Consider the following 18,144-nt stretch of genomic DNA (forward strand, 5'->3'; position numbering starts at 1 on the left):
CCCCTAGTCCTCGGAGAAGCCGAAGCGCTCCAGCAGGGCGCGACGCTGGCGGTCACCGAGGCCACGCAGGCGACGGGTCTGGGCGATCTCCAGCTGCTCCATGATCTCCTTGGCCTTGACCTTACCGACCTTCGGCAGTGCCTCGAGCAGTGCGGAGACCTTGGTCTTGCCGATGATCTCGTTGTCCTGAGCCTGGTCCAGGACCTCCTTGAGGTTGGTGTCGCCGCGCTTGAGCTGCTCCTTGAGCTCGGCGCGTGCCTTGCGGGCCTCAGCGGCCTTGGCGAGTGCCTGCTTGCGCTGCTCGTCAGTCAACTGGGGAAGGGCCACGGGATTCCTCCGATTCGATGGGGTGTTTGTTTCTGTTTGTCCGGATACATGAGTACCAGATCTCAGCGGCCAGCGGGGAAATGTTCCTCATCCCACGCGGGAAACTCACTGACTTCGGACCAGCTTAGCACCGGAGCTGTGACGTGCCTGTTGAGGCTCGTCACAGCAGGTGCGTGTTCCAAAGTACCAGGTCAGTCTTTCCCGGGGTGGATTCCGTGACCTGGGAATTCTCTGGCAGCTGTGATCGTCGCGGCACGCAGATCCTCGATCCGCGGTCCGGCGCCGAGCACGGCGCGGGAGATGTTGGGAAACGCCAGGTGCTCCACGCCCGCCGCAATGCGGGCGATATCGGACGCCGAACCACCCTGCGCCCCGACGCCCGGCATAAGCACCGGTCCGTTGAGGTCGGCGAGATCGGGGGCGTCGAGAAGCGTGGCGCCGACGACGACGCCGACGTTGCCCGGCCCCGCATGGATTGCGTTGCGACGCCCGCATTCGTCCACCACCTGCTGGGCGATGGTGCGCCCGTCCGTGCCGCGGTGATTCTGCAGGTCACGGCCCTCCGGGTTGGAGGTCGCGGCCAGCACGAACACTCCCCGGCCGGTCTCCTCCGCCAGGTCGAGGACCGGGGCCAGGGCCCCGACGCCGAGGTAGGGGGAGACGGTGACGGCGTCGGCACGCAGGGGGGACTCCTCCCCCAGCCAGGCGTCGGCGTAGCCGGCCATGGTGGAGCCGATGTCGCCGCGCTTGGCGTCGGCGACGGTGAGGCACCCGGCCTCCCGCAGCGCCGCCAGGGTGGCCTCGAGGACCCGGAACCCGGCGGAGCCGTAGCGCTCGTAGAACGCCACCTGCGGCTTGACCAGGGCGGCGGTGTCGGCGAAGGCCTCGACGCAGCGGCGCGAAAACTCGGCCAGCCCGACGACGGAGTCCTCCAGCCCCCACTCCTCGAGGAGGGCGGCGTGGGGGTCGATGCCGACGCAGAGGCGACCGCGGGTGGCGGCGGCGTCGAGAAGCCGGGAACCGAAGGTCATCAGTGCTCGAGCTCCTGCAGCGCGCGGACCTCGAGGTTGCCGGCCCGCAGGGCCTCGATGCCCTGGACGGCCGCGGTGATGCCCTGGACGGTGGTCACCAGCGGGACGCTGGCGGACACGGCGGCAGCGCGGATGTCGTAGCCGTCGTGGCGGGCCCCGGAGGACCCGGCCGGGGTGTTGAGGATGAGGTCCACCTCGCCGTCGAGAATGAGGTCGACGATGGAGCGACCCTCCGCTCCCCCACGCACGGCGGAAGCCTTGAGGACGGTCTCGCACTCGATGCCGTTGCGACGCAGCATCGCCGCGGTGCCCTCGGTGGCCAGCAGCGTGAAGCCCAGGGAGGCGAGGCGCTGGATCGGGAAGATGAGGGTGCGCTTGTCGCGGTTGGCCACGGAGACGAAGATGCGTCCCGACGTCGGCAGCTGACCGAAGGCACCGGCCTCCGCCTTGGCGTAGGCGGCGCCGAAGTTGCCGGCCAGGCCCATGACCTCGCCGGTGGACTTCATCTCCGGGGACAGCAGGGTGTCGAGCATCGTGCCGTCCTCGCGACGGAAGCGGTTGAAGGGCAGCACGGCCTCCTTCACCGCGATCGGGTGGTCGAGGGGCAGGGAGCCGCCGTCGTAGTCGGTGGGGATCATGCCCTCCGCGCGCAGCTCGGCGAGGGTGGCGCCCATCATGATGCGCGACGCGGCCTTGGCCAGGTGCACGCCGGTCGCCTTGGAGACGAACGGCACGGTGCGCGAGGCACGCGGGTTGGCCTCGATGACGTAGAGGATGTCGTCCTTGAGGGCGAACTGGACGTTCATGAGCCCCTTGACGCCGATGCCGTGGGCCAGCGCCTTGGTGGACTCGCGGACCTTCTCGATGTCCTCCGCGCCGAGGGTCATCGGCGGCAGGGCGCAGGCGGAGTCACCGGAGTGGATGCCGGCCTCCTCGATGTGCTCCATGACGCCGGCCAGGTAGACCTCCTCGCCGTCGCACAGGGCGTCGACGTCGATCTCGATGGCGGAGTCGAGGAAGCGGTCGACGAGCACCGGGTGGTTCGGCGACAGCTCGGTGGCGCGCTCGATGTAGTCGGCGAGGGACTGCTCGTCGTAGACGATCTCCATGCCGCGGCCGCCGAGGACGTAGGAGGGGCGGACGAGGACGGGGTAGCCGATCTCGTCGGCGACCGCGCGCGCCTCGTCGAAGGTGGTGGCGGTGCCGAAGGCCGGGGCGGGCAGGTTCGCCTGGCGCAGGACCTCGCCGAACTCGCCGCGGTCCTCGGCGAGGTCGATGGCCTCGGGGGTGGTGCCGACGACGGGGACGCCGGCGTCGGCAAGCTGCTGTGCCAGACCCAGCGGGGTCTGGCCGCCGAGCTGGACGACGACCCCGGCGACGGTGCCGGACTGGGACTCCGCGTGGTAGACCTCCATGACGTCCTCGAAGGTGAGGGGCTCGAAGTAGAGGCGGTCGGCGGTGTCGTAGTCGGTGGAGACGGTCTCCGGGTTGCAGTTGACCATGACGGTCTCGTAGCCGATGCGGGAGAGCTCGAGGGCGGCGTGGACGCAGGAGTAGTCGAACTCGATGCCCTGGCCGATGCGGTTGGGGCCGGAGCCGAGGATGATGACCTTCTCGCGCTCGGTCTGCGGGGCGACCTCGGACTCGGCGGCGGGGTCGAGCTCGTAGGCGGAGTAGTGGTACGGGGTCTGGGCCTCGAACTCGGCCGCGCACGTGTCGACGGTCTTGTACACCGGGCGGATGCCCAGCGACCAGCGGAGGCGGCGCACGCCCTCCTCGCCGGCGAACTCGGGGCGCAGGGCCGCGATCTGGGCGTCGGAGAGGCCGAAGAACTTGGCCTCGCGGAGGAGGTCGGCGTCGAGGACGGGGGCGTCGATAAGTTCGGTGCGGAAGTCGACGAGGGCCTTGAGTTCGGCGAGGAACCACGGGTCGACGTCGCAGGCCTCGTGCAGCTCGTCGACGGTGGCGCCGAGGCGCAGGGCCAGCTCCATGTCGTAGAGGCGGCCGTCGGTGGGGCGCTTGAGGTCGGCGAGGATGGCCGGCAGGTCGGTGGCGCGCTCGCCGGCGAAGTACTCGTCGGGGCGGGTCCAGAAGCCGTTGGGCTTCTGCTCGAGGGAGCGCATGACCTTGTTGAGGCCGGCGATGTAGTTGCGGCCGATGCCCATGGCCTCGCCGACGGACTTCATCGTGGTGGTGAGGGTGTCCTCGGCGCCGGGGAACTTCTCGAAAGCGAAGCGCGGGGCCTTGACGATGACGTAGTCCAGCGCCGGCTCGAAGGCGGCCGGGGTGACGCCGGTGATGTCGTTGGTGATCTCGTCGAGGGTGTAGCCGATGGCCAGCTTGGCGGCGATCTTGGCGATCGGGAAGCCCGTCGCCTTGGAGGCCAGGGCGGAGGAGCGCGAGACGCGCGGGTTCATCTCGATGGTGATGCAGCGACCGTCGGCGGGGTTGATGGCGAACTGGATGTTGCAGCCGCCGGTGTCGACGCCGACCTCGCGGATGATGGCGATGCCGAGGTCGCGCAGCTCCTGGAACTCGCGGTCGGTGAGGGTGAGCGCCGGGGCGACGGTGACGGAGTCGCCGGTGTGCACGCCCATGGCGTCGACGTTCTCGATGGAGGCGATGACGATGACGTTGTCGTCGGAGTCACGCATGAGCTCGAGCTCGAACTCCTTCCACCCGAGGATGGACTCCTCGATGAGGACGTTCGCCTCGGGGGAGGCCGCGAGGCCGCCGCCGGCGATGCGCTCGAGGTCGGCCTCGTTGTACGCCAGGCCGGACCCGAGGCCACCCATGGTGAAGGAGGGGCGGACGACGACCGGCAGACCGAGCTCGGCGACGGTGGCGTGGACCTCCTCCATGTTGTGGCAGACGCGGGAGCGGGCGGATTCGCCGCCGACGGAGGCGACGATGTCCTTGAACATCTGGCGGTCCTCGCCGCGCTGGATGGCGGGGATGTCGGCGCCGATGAGCTCGACGTTGTACTTGTCGAGGATGCCGAGGCGGTCGAGCTGGATGGCCGCGTTGAGGGCGGTCTGGCCGCCGAGGGTCGCCAGGACGGCGTCGATCGGGTGGCCCTGCTCGATCTCCTTCTGGAAGATCTTCTCGATGTACTCCGGCTGGATCGGCTCGACGTAGGTGTGGTCGGCGAACTCCGGGTCGGTCATGATCGTCGCCGGGTTGGAGTTGATGAGCGTCACCCGCAGGCCCTCCTCCCGGAGGACGCGGCAGGCCTGGGTGCCGGAGTAGTCGAACTCGCAGGCCTGACCGATGACGATCGGGCCGGAGCCGATGACCAGGACGTGCTTGATGTCTGTGCGCTTGGGCATGGTTTTCCTTGTGCTCCTGGTTTCTTTACTTCTCGACGCCTGCGGAGGCGTCCATCAGCTCGATGAACTGGTCGAACAGCGGGTTGGCGTCACGGGGGCCGGCGGCGGATTCGGGGTGGTACTGGACGGAGAAGGCGCGGCCGTCGGCCAGCGCGACTCCCTCGACGGTGCCGTCGTTGAGGCAGACGTGGGTGACCCGGGCGGGCCCGAAGTCGGTGTCGAAGGTCTCCCCCTCCGGGGCCGCGAGGGCGAAGCCGTGGTTCTGGGAGGTGATGTCGATCTTGCCGGTGACGACGTTCTTGACGGGCACGTTGATGCCGCGGTGGCCGAACTTGAGCTTGTAGGTGTCCAGGCCGAAGGCGCGGCCGAGGATCTGGTTGCCGAAGCAGATGCCGAACAGGGGCAGGCCTGCCTCGATGATCTTCCGGGTGGTGGCGACCATCTCGTCGGCGGTGGCCGGGTCTCCGGGGCCGTTGGAGAGGAAGACGCCGTCCGGGGAGTACTGGGCCAGGTCCTCGAAGGGGGTCGACGCGGGGACGACGATGGTGCGGATGCCGCGCTTGGCGAACTGCGCCGGGGTCGCCGACTTTACACCGAGGTCGTAGGCGACGACGGTGTAGCGGGTCTCGCCCTCGGCGGGCACCTCGTAGACCTCGTTGGTGGAGACGTCGCCGGTGAGGTCGGCGCCCTGCATGGTGGGCTGCGCCTGCACCTCGGCGACGAGCGCCTCGACGGGGCGGTCGGCGTTCTCGCCGCTGAAGATGCCGGCCGGCTGGGCGCCGTGGTCACGCAGGTGGCGGACGAGCGCGCGGGTGTCGACACCCCGGATGCCCACCAGACCCTGCTCGACCATCTCCTCCGGCAGGGAGCGCTCCGCGCGCCAGTTGGAGACGCGGTGCGCGAGGTCACGGATGACGAGGCCGGCGGCCCAGATGCGGCCGTCGCGGGACTCGTTGTCCTCGTCGTTCCAGCCGGTGTTGCCGATCTGCGGGGCGGTGGTGACGACGATCTGGCGGTGGAAGGAGGGATCGGTGAGGGTCTCCTGGTAGCCGGTCATGGCGGTGGTGAACACAGCCTCGCCGAAGGCCTTCCCGGCGGCACCGAAGCTGTAGCCGCGGAAGGTGCGGCCGTCGGCCAGCACGAGCACGGCCGGGATGCGGGAGGAGGTGGAGGACGTCAAGGCGTCACCTTTCAGGGAATCGTTGTTCATGTCTCAGTTTTCTTCGCGCGGCTCGGCGGGAACGCCGTCGACGCAGGTCAGGCGGCCACGCAGGACGGTGGTGGTCACGCGGGCGGAAAACTCCATGCCTTCGTAGGGGGTGTTCTCCGCCTTGGAGGCCATGTCGGCGCCGTGGGCGGTCCAGGTGGTGCCCGGGTCGACGAGGGTGAGGTTGGCGGGCTCGCCGACGGCGATGGGGCGCCCGTGCCCGGGGACGCGGACGATCTCGGCGGGCCGCTCGCTCATGACCTTGGCCACCCAGCGCCAGTCGGCCTTGCCGGTGGCGACGAAGAGCTCGGCGACGATCGCCAGGGAGGTCTCCAGGCCGAGCATGCCGGGCTTGGCGTACTCGAACTCGACGCACTTCTCCTCGGAGCCGTGCGGGGCGTGGTCGGTGGCGACGCAGTCGATGGTGCCGTCGAGAAGCGCCTCCCGCAGGGCGAGGGTGTCGTGCTCCTCGCGCAGCGGCGGGTTGACGCGGTAGACACCGTCGTAGGTGTGCAGCTTCTCGTCGGTGAGCAGCAGGTGGTGCGGGGTGACCTCGGCGGTCATGGGGATGCCCTGCGACTTCGCCCACTTGAGCAGCTCGACGGAGCCGGTGGTGGAGGCGTGACAGACGTGGACGCGGTTGCCGTAGTCGCGGGCGAGGAGGGCGTCGCGGGCGACGATGGACTCCTCGGCCACGCGCGGCCAGCCCCGCAGGCCCAGCTTGGCGGCGGTCTCGCCCTCGTGGGCGACGGCGCCCTGGGTGAGGCGCGGCTCCTCGGCGTGCTGGGCGAGCAGCACGTCCTGGCCCTTGGCGTACTCGAGGGCGCGGCGCATGAGCTGCGGGTCGTCGACGCACTTGCCGTCGTCGGAGAACATGCGCACCTTGGCCTGGGACTGCGCCATCATGCCGAACTCGCTGAGCTCGCGCCCCTCGAGGCCCTTGGTGATGGAGCCGATGGGGTGGACGTCGCAGATCGCGGCGTGCTGGCCCTTGAGCCACACGGACTCGGCGATGACGGGCTGGTCCATGACGGGCATGGTGTTGGCCATGGTGAACACGGCCGTGAACCCGCCCTTGGCGGCGGCCTGGGACCCGGTGACGATCGTCTCGGTGTCCTCGCGGCCCGGTTCGCGCAGGTGGACGTGGATGTCGACGAGGCCCGGCAGCAGCACGTGGCCGTGACCCTCGACGGTGCGGTCGGCCTCCACGTCCGGGGCGGCGTCGACGTCGACGATGACACCGTCGGAGATGAGGACGGTGACGGGGTCGCCCTCGCCGTAGAGGCGGACGTCGACAAGCTTGAGGGTGCCGGGCTCGGCGGCCGAAAGGGGGCCGGTGCCCGGGTAGTCAGTGTCAGTCATGAATGGCTCCATCGGTGGCGAGCAGGGTGAACAGGACGGCCATGCGCAGGTGGACACCGTTGTTCACCTGCTGCAGGACGGCGGCGTTGTCGTAGTCGGCGACGGCGTAGTTGATCTCCATGCCGCGCAGCATCGGGCCGGGGTGCATGATGATCGCGCCCTCCTTCATCCGGGCCGCGCGCGCCTTCGACAGGCCGTAGAGGGTGGCGTACTCGCGGTGGGAGGGGAAGAAACCGCCCTGCATGCGCTCCTGCTGGACGCGCAGCATCATGACGGCGTCGGCGGCGGCGATCTCGGCGTCGAAATCAGAGGAGGTGCGCACCGGCCAGTGCTCCACGCCGGAGGGCAGGAGGGTCGGCGGGGCGACGAGCGTCACCTCGGCGCCGAGGGTGGAGAGCAGGTCGACGTTGGAGCGCACCACGCGGGAATGCAGCACGTCGCCGACGATGAGGACCTTCTTGCCGGTGATGTCGCCGATGCGCTGGCGCATCGTCACGGCGTCGAGAAGCGCCTGGGTGGGGTGCTGATGCGAGCCGTCGCCGGCGTTGATGACGGAGGTGGAGCACCCCGCGTCGCCGATCCACGAGGCGACGAGCTGCGCCGCGCCGGAGGAGGGGTGGCGCATGACGATGGCGTCCGCGCCTATCGACGCCAGAGTCAAGGCGGTGTCCTTGAGGGACTCACCCTTCTTCACGGAGGACGAGGAGGCGGAGAGGTTGATCACGTCGGCGCTCATCCACTTGCCGGCGGTCTCGAAGGAGGAACGGGTGCGGGTGGAGTTCTCGTAGAAGAGGGAGTAGATCGTGCGGCCGCGCAGCGTGGGCAGCTTCTTGATCTCACGTCCCTCCAGGGCCTCCCGGAAACGGTCGGCCTCGTCCATGAGCCCCAGGATCTCCTCCCGCGACAGGTCGGAGATGGACAACAGGTGCTTCATCAGGGATTCTCCCGGTCGTTGCGGGTCAGAATGACGGCGTCGCGGCCGTCGATGGCCTCCAGCAGGACGGCGACGTCCTCGGAGCGCGAGGTGGGCAGGTTCTTGCCCACGTAGTCGGCGCGGATCGGCAGCTGGCGGTGCCCCCGGTCGACGAGGACGGCGAGCTGGATGTTCTCCGGGCGGCCGATGTCGCGCAGCGCGTCGAGGGCGGCGCGGATGGTGCGGCCGGAATAGAGGACGTCGTCGACGAGCACGACGGTGGTGCCGTCGATGCCCCCCGTGGGGATCCGTGTCGGCTGGAGCGCGCGATGCGGCTTGTTCCGCAGATCGTCACGGTAGAGGGTGATGTCGAGGGCGCCGACGGGGACGCTGACGCCCGCGAACTCCTCGATCTTCGCTGCCAGCCTCTCTGCCAGGGGCACTCCCCCCGAAGGGATGCCCAGCAGCATGACGGTGCCGACGTCGGGCGAATCCAACGCCGTTTTCTCGATGATCTGGTGCGCGATGCGTGCCACCGTGCGTGCGACGTCATCGGAGCCGAGCAGCTCGATGGTGCGCGCGTCAGTGTGTTCACTCATCGTGACCTCCTTCCCCGCCTCTCTGTGCGGTACTTAAAGGATGTCGGACAGAGACAAACTGTGTCCTCGGGTGTCTATGCTTGGAGACTGCAGCCGATATTAGCACCCGGCGCCCACCCCGTGTGCGTGCGCCGTCCGAGGAGAGGGACCACCGCCCGTGAGTCTGACCACAAGTCACGTCGTCCCCGCCCCCCGCGAGCGGGTCTGGGAGTGGCACACCCGCCCCGGCGCCCTCGTCCGCCTGGCCCCGCCCTTCCTGCCCATGACCCCCATGAAGCAGGCCGACAAACTCTCCGACGGCACCACCATCTTCGGCCTGCCCGCGGGCCTCAAGTGGGTCTCCCGCCATGACCTGTCCAACTACCGCCGCGGCCACCGCTTCACCGACGTGTGCACCTCCGCGCCCGTGAAGACCCTGGCCAACTGGCGCCACGTCCACGAGTTCGCCGACCATCCCGACGGCACGCTGGTCACCGACACCGTCACCACCCGCCTGCCCGCCGCCGCGATGACCTCGTTCTTCGCCTACCGCCAGCAGCAGCTGATCAACGATTTCCGCTTCCTCGAGCGCATCTGCCACCTGCAGCCCGAGCAGCCGCTGCGGATCGCCCTCACCGGCTCCCGCGGGCTGGTCGGCCGGGCCGTCATGGCGCAGCTGGGCACCGCCGGGCACGAGGTCATCCAGCTGGTACGCCGCAACGCCAAGCCCTACCAGCGGGTGTGGGACCCCTTCCACCCCGCCCCTGACCTGCTCGACGGCGTCGACGTGCTCATCCACCTCGCCGGGGAGCCGATCTTCGGCCGCTTCTCCGAGAGCCACAAGCAGGCCATCCGTGATTCCCGCATCACCCCCACGCACCGCCTCGCCCGCCTCGTCGCCGACTCCCCCACCGTGCACACCATGATCGCCGCCTCCGCCGTCGGGATCTACGGCGCCGACCGCGGCGACGAGGTCCTCACGGAGACCTCCGAGCGCGGCGAGGGCTTCCTCGCCGATGTCGTCGCCGAGTGGGAGGCCGCCACCGTCGTCGCCGCAGAGGCCGGCAAGCGGGTGCTCAACGTCCGTTTCGGCTCCATCATGTCCGGCATCTCTGGCATGCTGCCCGTGCTCAAGGCCCTCTTCTCGACGGGCCTGGGAGGCAGCTTCGGCGACGGCAACATCTGGTTCCCGTGGGTCTCCCTCGACGATGCCACCGACATCCTCACCCGCGGAGTCCTCGATCCCACCTGGTCAGGTCCCGTCAACGCGGTCTCGCCCGTGGAGTCCCGCAACCGCGACCTCACCGCCGCGCTCTCCTCCCAACTGCGCCGCCCCGCCTTCATTCCCATCCCCTCCATCGGCCCGGCCATCATCCTCGGCCGCCAGGGCGCCCAGGAACTTGCCCTGGCCAATCAGCGTGTCGCGCCCCAGATGCTTATCGACGCCGACCACACCTTCCGCTACCCCACCCTCGACGCGGCGCTCGCCCACGAGCTGGGCGGCGAGGACCTCTTCGACAAGGTCCGCGAGCTGGAGGCCCCGGAGGAGGAGAAGCAGCTAGGGTTGGACGGGTGACTTCAGCACCTCAATCCCCCATTCCCGACACCCCCGTCGCGCCGGTGACGCCGGAGCGCATCTCCGAGCTTCTCGACGCCGAGGGCCTCCAGCACCGCCTCGAATCCGCCCCCGTCGCCGCGGGCGAGGAGCCGACGACGATCGTGCGCACGGGCTTCCTCAACACCGCGATCGCCATCAGCATCGACGGCAACCAGCTGGTGTGCGACTCCATGTGGCGCGGCGAGATCCCCAAGGACGACGCCCCCACCTTGCTCGGCCTGTGCAACTCCTGGAACCAGTCGCACTTCATGCCGACGATGCGCTTCTTCGAGAACTCCGCCGGCACCGGCCACCTCACCGCCAGTGCCCACCGCCAGGTCGACATCACCCACGGCCTCTCGCGCAACCAGATCGGCGCGTTCATCATGTCCACCTTCGACGGCATCCTGCGTGCCTACGAGTTCGTCGAGGGCCAGTTCCCCGGACTGGTCACCTGGGAGGAGCCCACCCATGACTAACCTCAGCCCCGTCACCCTCGAGCGCGTCATCGCGACGATGAAATCCTTCGACGTCGACCTCGAGCCCCTCGGCGATGACGACGTCGCTGCGGTGGCCACCCTCAACGACACCGCCATGACCTTCGCCGTCCTCGGCTCCTCGCTCATCGTCCGCGGCGACGTGGTCACCGAGCGCACGCTGGCCGACGCCGACCCGACCCTCCACCTGGCGGCCAACCAGATTAACTCCGTCACCTTCGGCGCGCGCGCCACCATCGCCGAGCACGCCGAGAACCTCATCGTCCGCACCGAACGCGACATCCCCATCGCCGCCGGCATGAACGACGAGCAGCTGAACACCTCCCTGCGCGGCGCCGTCGACGCGGTCCTCGCCGCCCAGGACGGCATCCGCGCCGCTGCCGAGGACCTCGAGGAACTGCGCAAGCAGGTCGAAGCCGAGCTCGACGGCCCGGCCTGAGTCAGGCCCGCGGCACGATCACCAGGTCCTGCCGCGTCCCCGCCCGCACGATGTCGGCATCGAGGCCGAAGAGCCGGGCCACGGCACGGCTGTCCAGGGTCTCCGCCGGACGGCCCGTCGACACCACCTCACCGTCGTTCATCACCACCAGGTGATCCGCGAAGCGCAGGGCCTGCTGCAGGTCATGCAGCACGACGACGACGGTCCGGCCGTCGTCGTCACGCAGCTTTTCGACGAGCCCCAGGAGGTCATACTGGTGGCCGATGTCGAGGAACGTAGTTGGTTCGTCGAGAAGCACAACCTTGGTCTCCTGGGCAAGCACGAGGCCCAGCCACACGCGCTGCTGCTGCCCTCCCGACAGTTCGGTGAGCCTCCGCTCCGCGACGCTCTCCAGCCCGGTGACCGCCAGCGCCCGCGCGACCGCGGCCTCATCCGCGGCGCTCCACTGGCTCCACAGCCCCTGGTGCGGGTAGCGGCCGCGCGAAACGAGCTCCGCCACGGTGATGCCCTCCGGAATGAGGGGTCGCTGCGCCATCAGTGCAACGCGGCGCGACAGCTCGCGTCGTCCCAGGTCAGCGATGTCCGCCCCGTCGAAAATGATGCTTCCCTCCTCCAGGGGGAGGACGCGGGCCATGCTGCGGAGCAGCGTTGATTTGCCGCATCCGTTAGGGCCGATGATGGCGGTGATCTGCCCGGCGGGGATCTCGAGCGAGACGTCGCGCAGAATGCTCCGGCCGCCGAGGCTGACGCGTGCACTGCTGATACGAAAGGTGGGGGTCATGTCGTCGGTCCTTGTCTCAGAAGAGTCGGGCGGCTGATGAGCCACAGGAGATAGATCCCGCCCACGACCACGGTGACGAGGCCGACGGGGAGTTGCACCGGGGCGAACAGCCGCTGCGCGAGGAGATCGGAGAAGAGCAGGAGGAGAGCGCCGGTGACGGCCGTGAGCAGCAGGGGGCACCGCGGAGAGTGGGAGAGGCGGGCGGCGATGTGCGGGGCTGCCAGAGCGACGAAGGAGACCGGACCGGCCAGCGCTGTGGAGACCGCGGTGAGCACCGCCCCCAGGAGGACCAGCCCGGCTTTCGCCCTCTGCGGGGTGAGGCCGAGCCCACCGGCGGTGTCGTCCCCGAGCCGGAGAAGGTCGACGTGGCGTCGCATGCTCACCGCCACAGCGCTGAGCAGAAGCAGGACCGCTCCCGCGGGCAGAATCTGGATCCACTGCACGCCGTTGAGCGTGCCCGCACCCCACGTGGCGGCGGACAACGCCTGCTCCATGTCGCCTCGGAGGATGAGCCAGCGGTTCAGCGAGGAGAGCAGGTACGCGACACCGATGCCGACCAGGATGAGACGCAGACCGCTGATGTGGTGACGCGCGGTGAAGGCCAGCACGAGGGCGGCGGTGAGGAGACCACCGAGGAAGGCCCCGAGAGACACCTCGAAGAAGCCGACGTATCCGGAAGTGACGACGAGGATCACCCCGGTGTAGGCACCGGTGTTGAAACCGATGATGTCGGGCGAGCCCAAGGGGTTGCGGGTCACCGCCTGGAAGAGCGCGCCGGACAACGCCAGTGCCGCGCCCACCACGAGGGCTGCCAGGGCGCGCGGCAGGCGCCAGTCGAGCACCACCGTGCGGGCGATGCCCTCCCCTGCCCCGAGTAACGTCTCCCCCGCCTGTCGGGCGGTAATGCCGGCCCCCGGGGTGAGCAGAGTGGCGGCCAGCACCCCGAGGGTGAGGCCCGTGAGGATCACGCCGATAAGCAGGGTCCTCCCGTGCAGGCGCAGGGACAGCGGCCCCCACCGCCAGGTCAGCTGCGGCGTCATGCGGACACCACCGTTCGACGCTGGGCGACAGCGATGAGGAAAGGTGCCCCGAGGAAGGCCACGACGACCCCGGCCGGTAGCTCTCCCGGCAGGAGGACGCGACCGAGAATGTCGGCACCGAGCAACAGGACGGGCCCGAGCAGCGCCCCGAGACTGAGCAGGGCCACATGCCCGTGGAGGCCCACCTGGCGCAGGAGGTGCGGCACCATGAGACCGAGGAAGGTGATCACCCCGACGACGGCGGTGGCGCAGGCGGCCAGCACCGCCACGGTGCCAAGGACGATGATCCGGGTCCTCCGGAGGTTGACCCCGAGCGCCTGGGCGGTGTCGTCACCGAGCAGCAGCAGATTGAGCGTGCCGTGGGTGAACAGCAGCCCTACGCCCGCGACGGCCAGCCCCACCCCCAGCAGGATGAGCGGGGTGAAGGAGGCGACGTCCACGTTACCTGTCATCCACGCGCGCACCCGGCCGAAGGTCTGGGGATCCACCATGGACAGCCCGTCCCCGATCCCCTCGAGGATCGCGCTGAGGGCCACGCCAGCCAGCACCAGCTGCAGTGGGTCGATCCCCCCGCCGGCGGCGCGTCCCAGTCGGGTGACCAGCACGGTGGCCAGGGCCGCCCCGCCGAGCGCGGCACCGAGAAAGGCCCCGGGCGAGGACCATCCCGCCAGGCTGAGGGTGAGGGCGAGAGCGAATCCGGCACCCGCGTTGATGCCCAGCACGCCGGTGTCGGCCAGCGGATTGCGGGTAAGCGTCTGCAGGAGCGTTCCGGCGAGCGCCATGGCGATACCCGCCAGGATCGCGGCCAGTGTGCGGGGCAGGCGGCGGTCCCAGATGATGGCGTGCGCCGAGTTGGCAGGGTCCCGGGCGAGCAGTGCCTGGGCCACATCGGGCACGGCGATGGGCCGCGCGCCCACCGTGAGACTGAGCACGACCAGTACGAGCAGGAGCGCCGCCAGGGCAATGGCGGCGGGGACCGCCCGGTGGGGGCGACCAGTGGAGGGGGTCATGGGCGAGAACTGTACCACTAAGGCAAGGCTAAGCTAACATGCCCTCATGACAACTGTTTTCAGAGCGCCCCGCCAGGCGCTTCTTCTCATCCTGCCCCTATTCCTGCTGCTCGCCCTCGTCCTGAGCGCCTGCACACCCGCCGTTGACACCTCCGGAGCTGGCAGCACCGAGGTGGCCGCAGGTGGCGCGCGTTTCCACACCGCCGACGAGGAAACTGCCCGACTGGGGTCCGACGCCGCCCCCGGGGTGTTCCCCCGCACCGTCACCCACGATGCCGGCACCACGGAGATCACGGCCAAGCCGCAGCGTGTGGTCGTCCTCGACACCGGCGAGCTGGATGCGGTCCTCGCCCTCGGCATCACCCCCGTGGGCATGGTGACCACCCAGGGCGCCACCCCCGTCCCGAGCTACCTCGTCGACCGGGTCAAAGATGTCGCAACTGTGGGCACCATCCAGGAGATCAACGTCGAGGCCATCGCCGCACTGCAGCCTGATCTCATCCTCGGGTCCACGCTGCGCGTCGAGAAGCTCTACCCCCAACTGTCCGCCATCGCCCCGACCGTGTTCAGCATCCGCCCCGGCTACCCGTGGAAGGAGAACTTCCTCCTCGCCGCGGACGCACTCGGCGAAGAAGAGAAGGCCACCGCGATTCTCAACGGTTACGCCGCCGAGCTGGCCGCCATCAAGGGCTCCGTCGCGCCGGAGACCACCGTGTCCATCGTCCGGTTCATGCCCGGCAAGATCCGCCTCTACGGCCGGGCGTCCCTGACTGGCGTCGTGCTTGCCGACGCCGGCCTCGCCCGCCCCACCAACCAGCAGGTCGATGAACTCTCCGTCGAAATCTCCCCGGAGGAGATCTCCGAAGCCGACGCAGACATCGTCTTCTACTCCAGCTACGGCGCCCCCGACGCCACCGGGGAATCCGAGATCATCGCCTCCCGCTCCTGGCAGGAAATGTCGGCGGCCGCCGCCGGGCTCGCGATTCGCGTCGACGACGACGTCTGGTTCCTCGGCCTCGGCCCCATCGGAGCCCTGCAGATCGCCGAGGAACTCGCCGCCCACCTGGAGGAGACGAATCGCTAGGAGTATCCGGCCCAGATCTCCGGAGCGGTGAGCCTGGTTGAATTTACGACAATGTCCGAACCGAATGTGGAATGCCTCCAGCCCCGCTCCCAACTGGACGTTTTCGTGCCCCGGTGCAGCCTAATCGGGCTCTTCCGGATCGAGGGTGCGTAGCAAGGTGTGAACGTTCACGGGGCGGGGTGCAGGGTGACACAACATGTAGGGGCCCTGGCCGGTGCAAGATGAGAGTTACCACGCTTTCAATCTGACCGATCCAGGACCCTACCGTGCACACTACTGGCAACCTCACCGCAGACACTTTTCACGCCGCACCACTGAACTTGGACTGACCATCACCGGGGCTGCCGCCGAGGACCACCTGACCCACATCGATGCCGCACCGGTGACCGTCAACGACTCCTGCCCGGACTGCGCAACGTCGGGACGTCTGCGTGATCACATCACCCGAGACCTGGTTGACCTACCTGTCGTCGGGCACCCCACCCGCCTGCAGTGTGCGTACCTCGCTTCGAATGTCGCAACGACACCTGTGCCCGCCGGATCTTCCAAGCCCGCCTCAGCTGTGCCGATCACGGCCAGAAACCCACCAAGCGCACCACCCGCTGGATCCTCCAGCGCCTGGCCATCGACCGGATGAGCGTGTCAGCTACCGCGAAGGCCCTGGGGGTGGGATGGGACCTGGTCAACAAGCTGGCCCTGGATGCCTGCCGCCAGCTTGTCTATGACAACCCCTCCCACCTGCACGGAGTCCGCATCCTCGGGGTGGATGAACACGTGTGGAAACACACTCGCCGCCCCGGGCAGCCGTCCTCGTTTGTCACTGTCCTCGTCGACCTCACCCCGCTGGTCGACGGTCGTGGTCCTGCCCGGCTGCTGGACATGCGTCCGGGACGGTCCGCAGACGTGCTGCGCACCTTGTCAAGCCCCGAGTTTTGTAGAGGGTCATTTACTGGCCCTTCCGGATCCGGAGTGCGTAGCTGGGGTTCGCTGGTGATGCAGTGAGGCACTAGATGTGGGGGTCGTGGGGCGTGTGAAGATGCAGGTTCTCACACCACTCATCGAACACCCCAGGATCCGCTTTGAACGCTACCGCCAGTCTGCTTGCTGACACCATCTGCCGCACCGTCGAACTCGGGGTGACGATCACCGACGCCGCCGTGGCCGACGAGCTCACGCTCCTGTTCTGCGCCCCGGTCACACTGGACCCGATCTGCGCCGAGCGCGGGACAGCGGGCCGGATGCGGGACCTTGTCGAGCGGAAGGTCACGGATCTACCGACCGTCGGCTATCGCACCAGACTGCACGTGCGGGTACCCCGATTCACCTGCGACAACACCGAGTACGGGACGCGGATCTTCCAGCAGCGGATCTCGGCGTTGGCCGAGCCGCGGACCAATACCACCCGCCGGTGCACCCGCTGGATTCTGCAACCCTTGGCAATCGATCGCACCAGCGTGACCACCGTGGCCAAGGCCCTCGGGCTGGGGGGGCTCGTCAACGACCTGGCAGTCTCCGAGACCCGCACCATGGTCTACGACCAGCCCGGACACTTCGACGGCGTACGCATTCTCGGGGTCGATGAGCACCAAGGGAAGCACATCCGCGGCGACGGTTCCTCTTCGTTCGTCACCGGGCTGATCGATATGACCCCGGTCGTGGACGGCACCGGTCCATCTCGACTGCTGGACATGGTCCCGGGCCGCTCGGCGAAGGTGCTCACCGAGTGGCTCGACGCCCGTGACCTGGCTTTTCAAGACCGAGTCAAGGTGGTGACCATGGACGGGCTCGCCGGCTACCACACCGCCGCCGCCAACGCCGTTCCCGAAGCACGCACCGTGATGGACCCGTTCCACGTCGTGCACCTGGCCGCCGACAAGCTCACCGTGTGTCGCCAGCGAATCCAGCAGGCCACCACCGGGCACCGGGGCCGCACCGGCGGTCCGCTGTACGGCATCCGCCGCACCCTGCGAACTTGCGCTGAGTTGTTGACCGACAAGCAGAAGGTCCGCCTGTTCAAAGCGTTCACTGCCGGCGATGCGCACGTGGCGGTGGAGGTCACCTACAGTGCCTACCAGCGACTCATCGCTGCTTACGAGGCCTCGGGCAAGAGGGAGGGCAAGATCGCGATGTACAAGCTCCTGCGCTCGATCCGGGCCGGCGTTCCGAAGGAACTACCCGAGCTCGCGCAACTCGGCCGGTCATTGTGGAGCGGCACCGCGAGATCCTCGCCTACTTCGACACCGGTGCCTCCAACGGGCCCGTCGAGGCCATCAACGGTCGCCTCGAACTCCTCCGCTGAATCGCTCTGGGCTTCCGAAATCTCAAGCACTACATCTTGCGGTCCCTGATCCACTCCGGCCAGATTCAAGATCGGATCAACGCACTCTAATTCCGGAAGGGCCGGCTATCGCCCGCCGAGGGAGGCCCATCAGGAATGGAACACTCTTCAGGCTCACGCAGCCTTATCAACAAGTAAATGGGCTCTTCACGATTTAGAGTGCGTTGATCCGGTTGTGCAGCTGTCCGGAGTGGATCAGGGACCGCAAGATGTAGTGGTCGAGGTTGCGGAACCCCAGGGCGATGCCGCGCAGATGCTCGAGCCTGCCGTTGATCGCTTCAACCGGTGCGTTGGACGCCCCGATATCGAAGTACGCCAGGATGTCGTCGCGGCGACGCCACAAGGTACGCCCGAGTTGGGCGAGTTCCCCCAGCCCTGCGGGTAGGCCCTTACGCAGGGTGTTGATGATCTTTTCCATGAGCTTTTTGCCCTCCGACTTCTTCGGATGCCCGTACGCCTGGATCATGTCCTGGTAGAACATCCACGTCACTTCCAGTGCCACGTAGTCGTCATCGGTGGCCCACAGCATCTCCAAACGCTGTTTCTGCCGCTGCGTGAGGTAGTTCGTCCTGGTCAATAGTGTGCGACGGTGCTTATACAGCGGATCGTCC

General features: G+C 68.5%; 15 protein-coding genes and 2 pseudogenes. 6 read left to right on the forward strand and 11 right to left on the reverse strand.

Going from position 1 to position 18,144, the window contains the following annotated elements; genetic code table 11:
• Nucleotides 1-3: 3 nt before the first annotated feature.
• From mihF to pyrR, 7 genes are all read right to left on the reverse strand, one after another.
• Nucleotides 4-327: an integration host factor, actinobacterial type gene (mihF, locus tag ACFPUZ_RS04455; protein ID WP_042621502.1), complete on the reverse strand. Its 324-nt coding sequence runs from the start codon at nt 325-327 to the stop codon at nt 4-6.
• 191 nt (nt 328-518) lie between these two features.
• Nucleotides 519-1,358 (reverse strand): orotidine-5'-phosphate decarboxylase, encoded by an 840-nt coding sequence (gene pyrF / locus ACFPUZ_RS04460; RefSeq protein ID WP_377000278.1) that lies wholly within the window; start codon nt 1,356-1,358, stop codon nt 519-521.
• Nucleotides 1,358-4,687: a carbamoyl-phosphate synthase large subunit gene (gene carB, locus ACFPUZ_RS04465; RefSeq protein WP_377000279.1), complete on the reverse strand. Its 3,330-nt coding sequence runs from the start codon at nt 4,685-4,687 to the stop codon at nt 1,358-1,360. The genes pyrF and carB overlap by 1 nt, the downstream gene beginning before the upstream one ends.
• A 25-nt stretch (nt 4,688-4,712) precedes the next feature.
• Complete coding sequence (carA, locus tag ACFPUZ_RS04470; protein ID WP_377000280.1) at nt 4,713-5,897, reverse strand: glutamine-hydrolyzing carbamoyl-phosphate synthase small subunit; 1,185 nt, start codon at nt 5,895-5,897, stop codon at nt 4,713-4,715.
• Nucleotides 5,898-5,900: 3 nt separating this feature from the next.
• Nucleotides 5,901-7,256: a dihydroorotase gene (locus ACFPUZ_RS04475; protein ID WP_377000281.1), complete on the reverse strand. Its 1,356-nt coding sequence runs from the start codon at nt 7,254-7,256 to the stop codon at nt 5,901-5,903.
• Nucleotides 7,249-8,190: an aspartate carbamoyltransferase catalytic subunit gene (locus tag ACFPUZ_RS04480; protein WP_377000282.1), complete on the reverse strand. Its 942-nt coding sequence runs from the start codon at nt 8,188-8,190 to the stop codon at nt 7,249-7,251. The genes ACFPUZ_RS04475 and ACFPUZ_RS04480 overlap by 8 nt, the downstream gene beginning before the upstream one ends.
• Nucleotides 8,190-8,768, reverse strand: coding sequence for a bifunctional pyr operon transcriptional regulator/uracil phosphoribosyltransferase PyrR (gene pyrR / locus ACFPUZ_RS04485; RefSeq protein WP_377000283.1), 579 nt, complete (start codon nt 8,766-8,768; stop codon nt 8,190-8,192). The genes ACFPUZ_RS04480 and pyrR overlap by 1 nt, the downstream gene beginning before the upstream one ends.
• 157 nt (nt 8,769-8,925) lie before the next feature.
• Between pyrR and ACFPUZ_RS04490 the strand changes: the two genes are divergently transcribed.
• From ACFPUZ_RS04490 to ACFPUZ_RS04500, 3 genes are read left to right on the forward strand one after another with little or no spacing between them, the layout of a single operon-like run.
• The gene (locus ACFPUZ_RS04490; protein ID WP_377000284.1) at nt 8,926-10,323 is read left to right on the forward strand and encodes a TIGR01777 family oxidoreductase; all 1,398 of its coding nucleotides are present in this window, start codon (nt 8,926-8,928) and stop codon (nt 10,321-10,323) included.
• Entirely contained in the window at nt 10,320-10,823 is a 504-nt protein-coding gene (locus tag ACFPUZ_RS04495; protein ID WP_377000286.1) for a YbjN domain-containing protein, read from the forward strand. The genes ACFPUZ_RS04490 and ACFPUZ_RS04495 overlap by 4 nt, the downstream gene beginning before the upstream one ends.
• Nucleotides 10,816-11,280, forward strand: a complete 465-nt coding sequence (locus ACFPUZ_RS04500; protein ID WP_377000288.1) for a YbjN domain-containing protein — start codon at nt 10,816-10,818, stop codon at nt 11,278-11,280. The genes ACFPUZ_RS04495 and ACFPUZ_RS04500 overlap by 8 nt, the downstream gene beginning before the upstream one ends.
• Before the next feature lies 1 nt (nt 11,281).
• Here ACFPUZ_RS04500 and ACFPUZ_RS04505 read toward each other — a convergent pair whose 3' ends face one another.
• The 3 genes from ACFPUZ_RS04505 to ACFPUZ_RS04515 are packed head-to-tail and all read right to left on the reverse strand — an operon-like array spanning nt 11,282 to nt 14,111.
• Nucleotides 11,282-12,061, reverse strand: coding sequence for an ABC transporter ATP-binding protein (locus ACFPUZ_RS04505; protein ID WP_377000290.1), 780 nt, complete (start codon nt 12,059-12,061; stop codon nt 11,282-11,284).
• Nucleotides 12,058-13,101, reverse strand: coding sequence for a FecCD family ABC transporter permease (locus ACFPUZ_RS04510; protein ID WP_377000292.1), 1,044 nt, complete (start codon nt 13,099-13,101; stop codon nt 12,058-12,060). Before ACFPUZ_RS04510 ends, ACFPUZ_RS04505 begins: the two co-directional genes overlap by 4 nt.
• Complete coding sequence (locus tag ACFPUZ_RS04515; RefSeq protein WP_377000294.1) at nt 13,098-14,111, reverse strand: FecCD family ABC transporter permease; 1,014 nt, start codon at nt 14,109-14,111, stop codon at nt 13,098-13,100. The genes ACFPUZ_RS04510 and ACFPUZ_RS04515 overlap by 4 nt, the downstream gene beginning before the upstream one ends.
• A gap of 46 nt (nt 14,112-14,157) precedes the next feature.
• On the opposite strand from ACFPUZ_RS04515, the gene ACFPUZ_RS04520 reads away from it, so the two are divergent.
• The 3 genes and pseudogenes from ACFPUZ_RS04520 to ACFPUZ_RS04530 all read left to right on the forward strand — a co-directional run bounded on the left by ACFPUZ_RS04520 (nt 14,158) and on the right by ACFPUZ_RS04530 (nt 17,584).
• Nucleotides 14,158-15,195, forward strand: a complete 1,038-nt coding sequence (locus ACFPUZ_RS04520; protein ID WP_377000296.1) for an ABC transporter substrate-binding protein — start codon at nt 14,158-14,160, stop codon at nt 15,193-15,195.
• 266 nt (nt 15,196-15,461) lie between these two features.
• A pseudogene (locus tag ACFPUZ_RS04525) lies at nt 15,462-16,110 on the forward strand (transposase family protein); the annotation flags it as partial.
• Between the two features lie 164 nt (nt 16,111-16,274).
• Nucleotides 16,275-17,584: pseudogene (locus ACFPUZ_RS04530) on the forward strand (ISL3 family transposase).
• A 103-nt stretch (nt 17,585-17,687) separates the two neighbouring features.
• On the opposite strand, the gene ACFPUZ_RS04535 reads toward ACFPUZ_RS04530, so the two are convergent.
• A partial coding sequence (locus ACFPUZ_RS04535; protein WP_377000298.1) for a transposase occupies nt 17,688-18,144 on the reverse strand: 457 nt, incomplete at its 5' end.

The sequence above is a fragment of the Corynebacterium nasicanis genome (assembly GCF_042658165.1).
In the GTDB taxonomy this organism is placed as follows: domain Bacteria; phylum Actinomycetota; class Actinomycetes; order Mycobacteriales; family Mycobacteriaceae; genus Corynebacterium; species Corynebacterium nasicanis.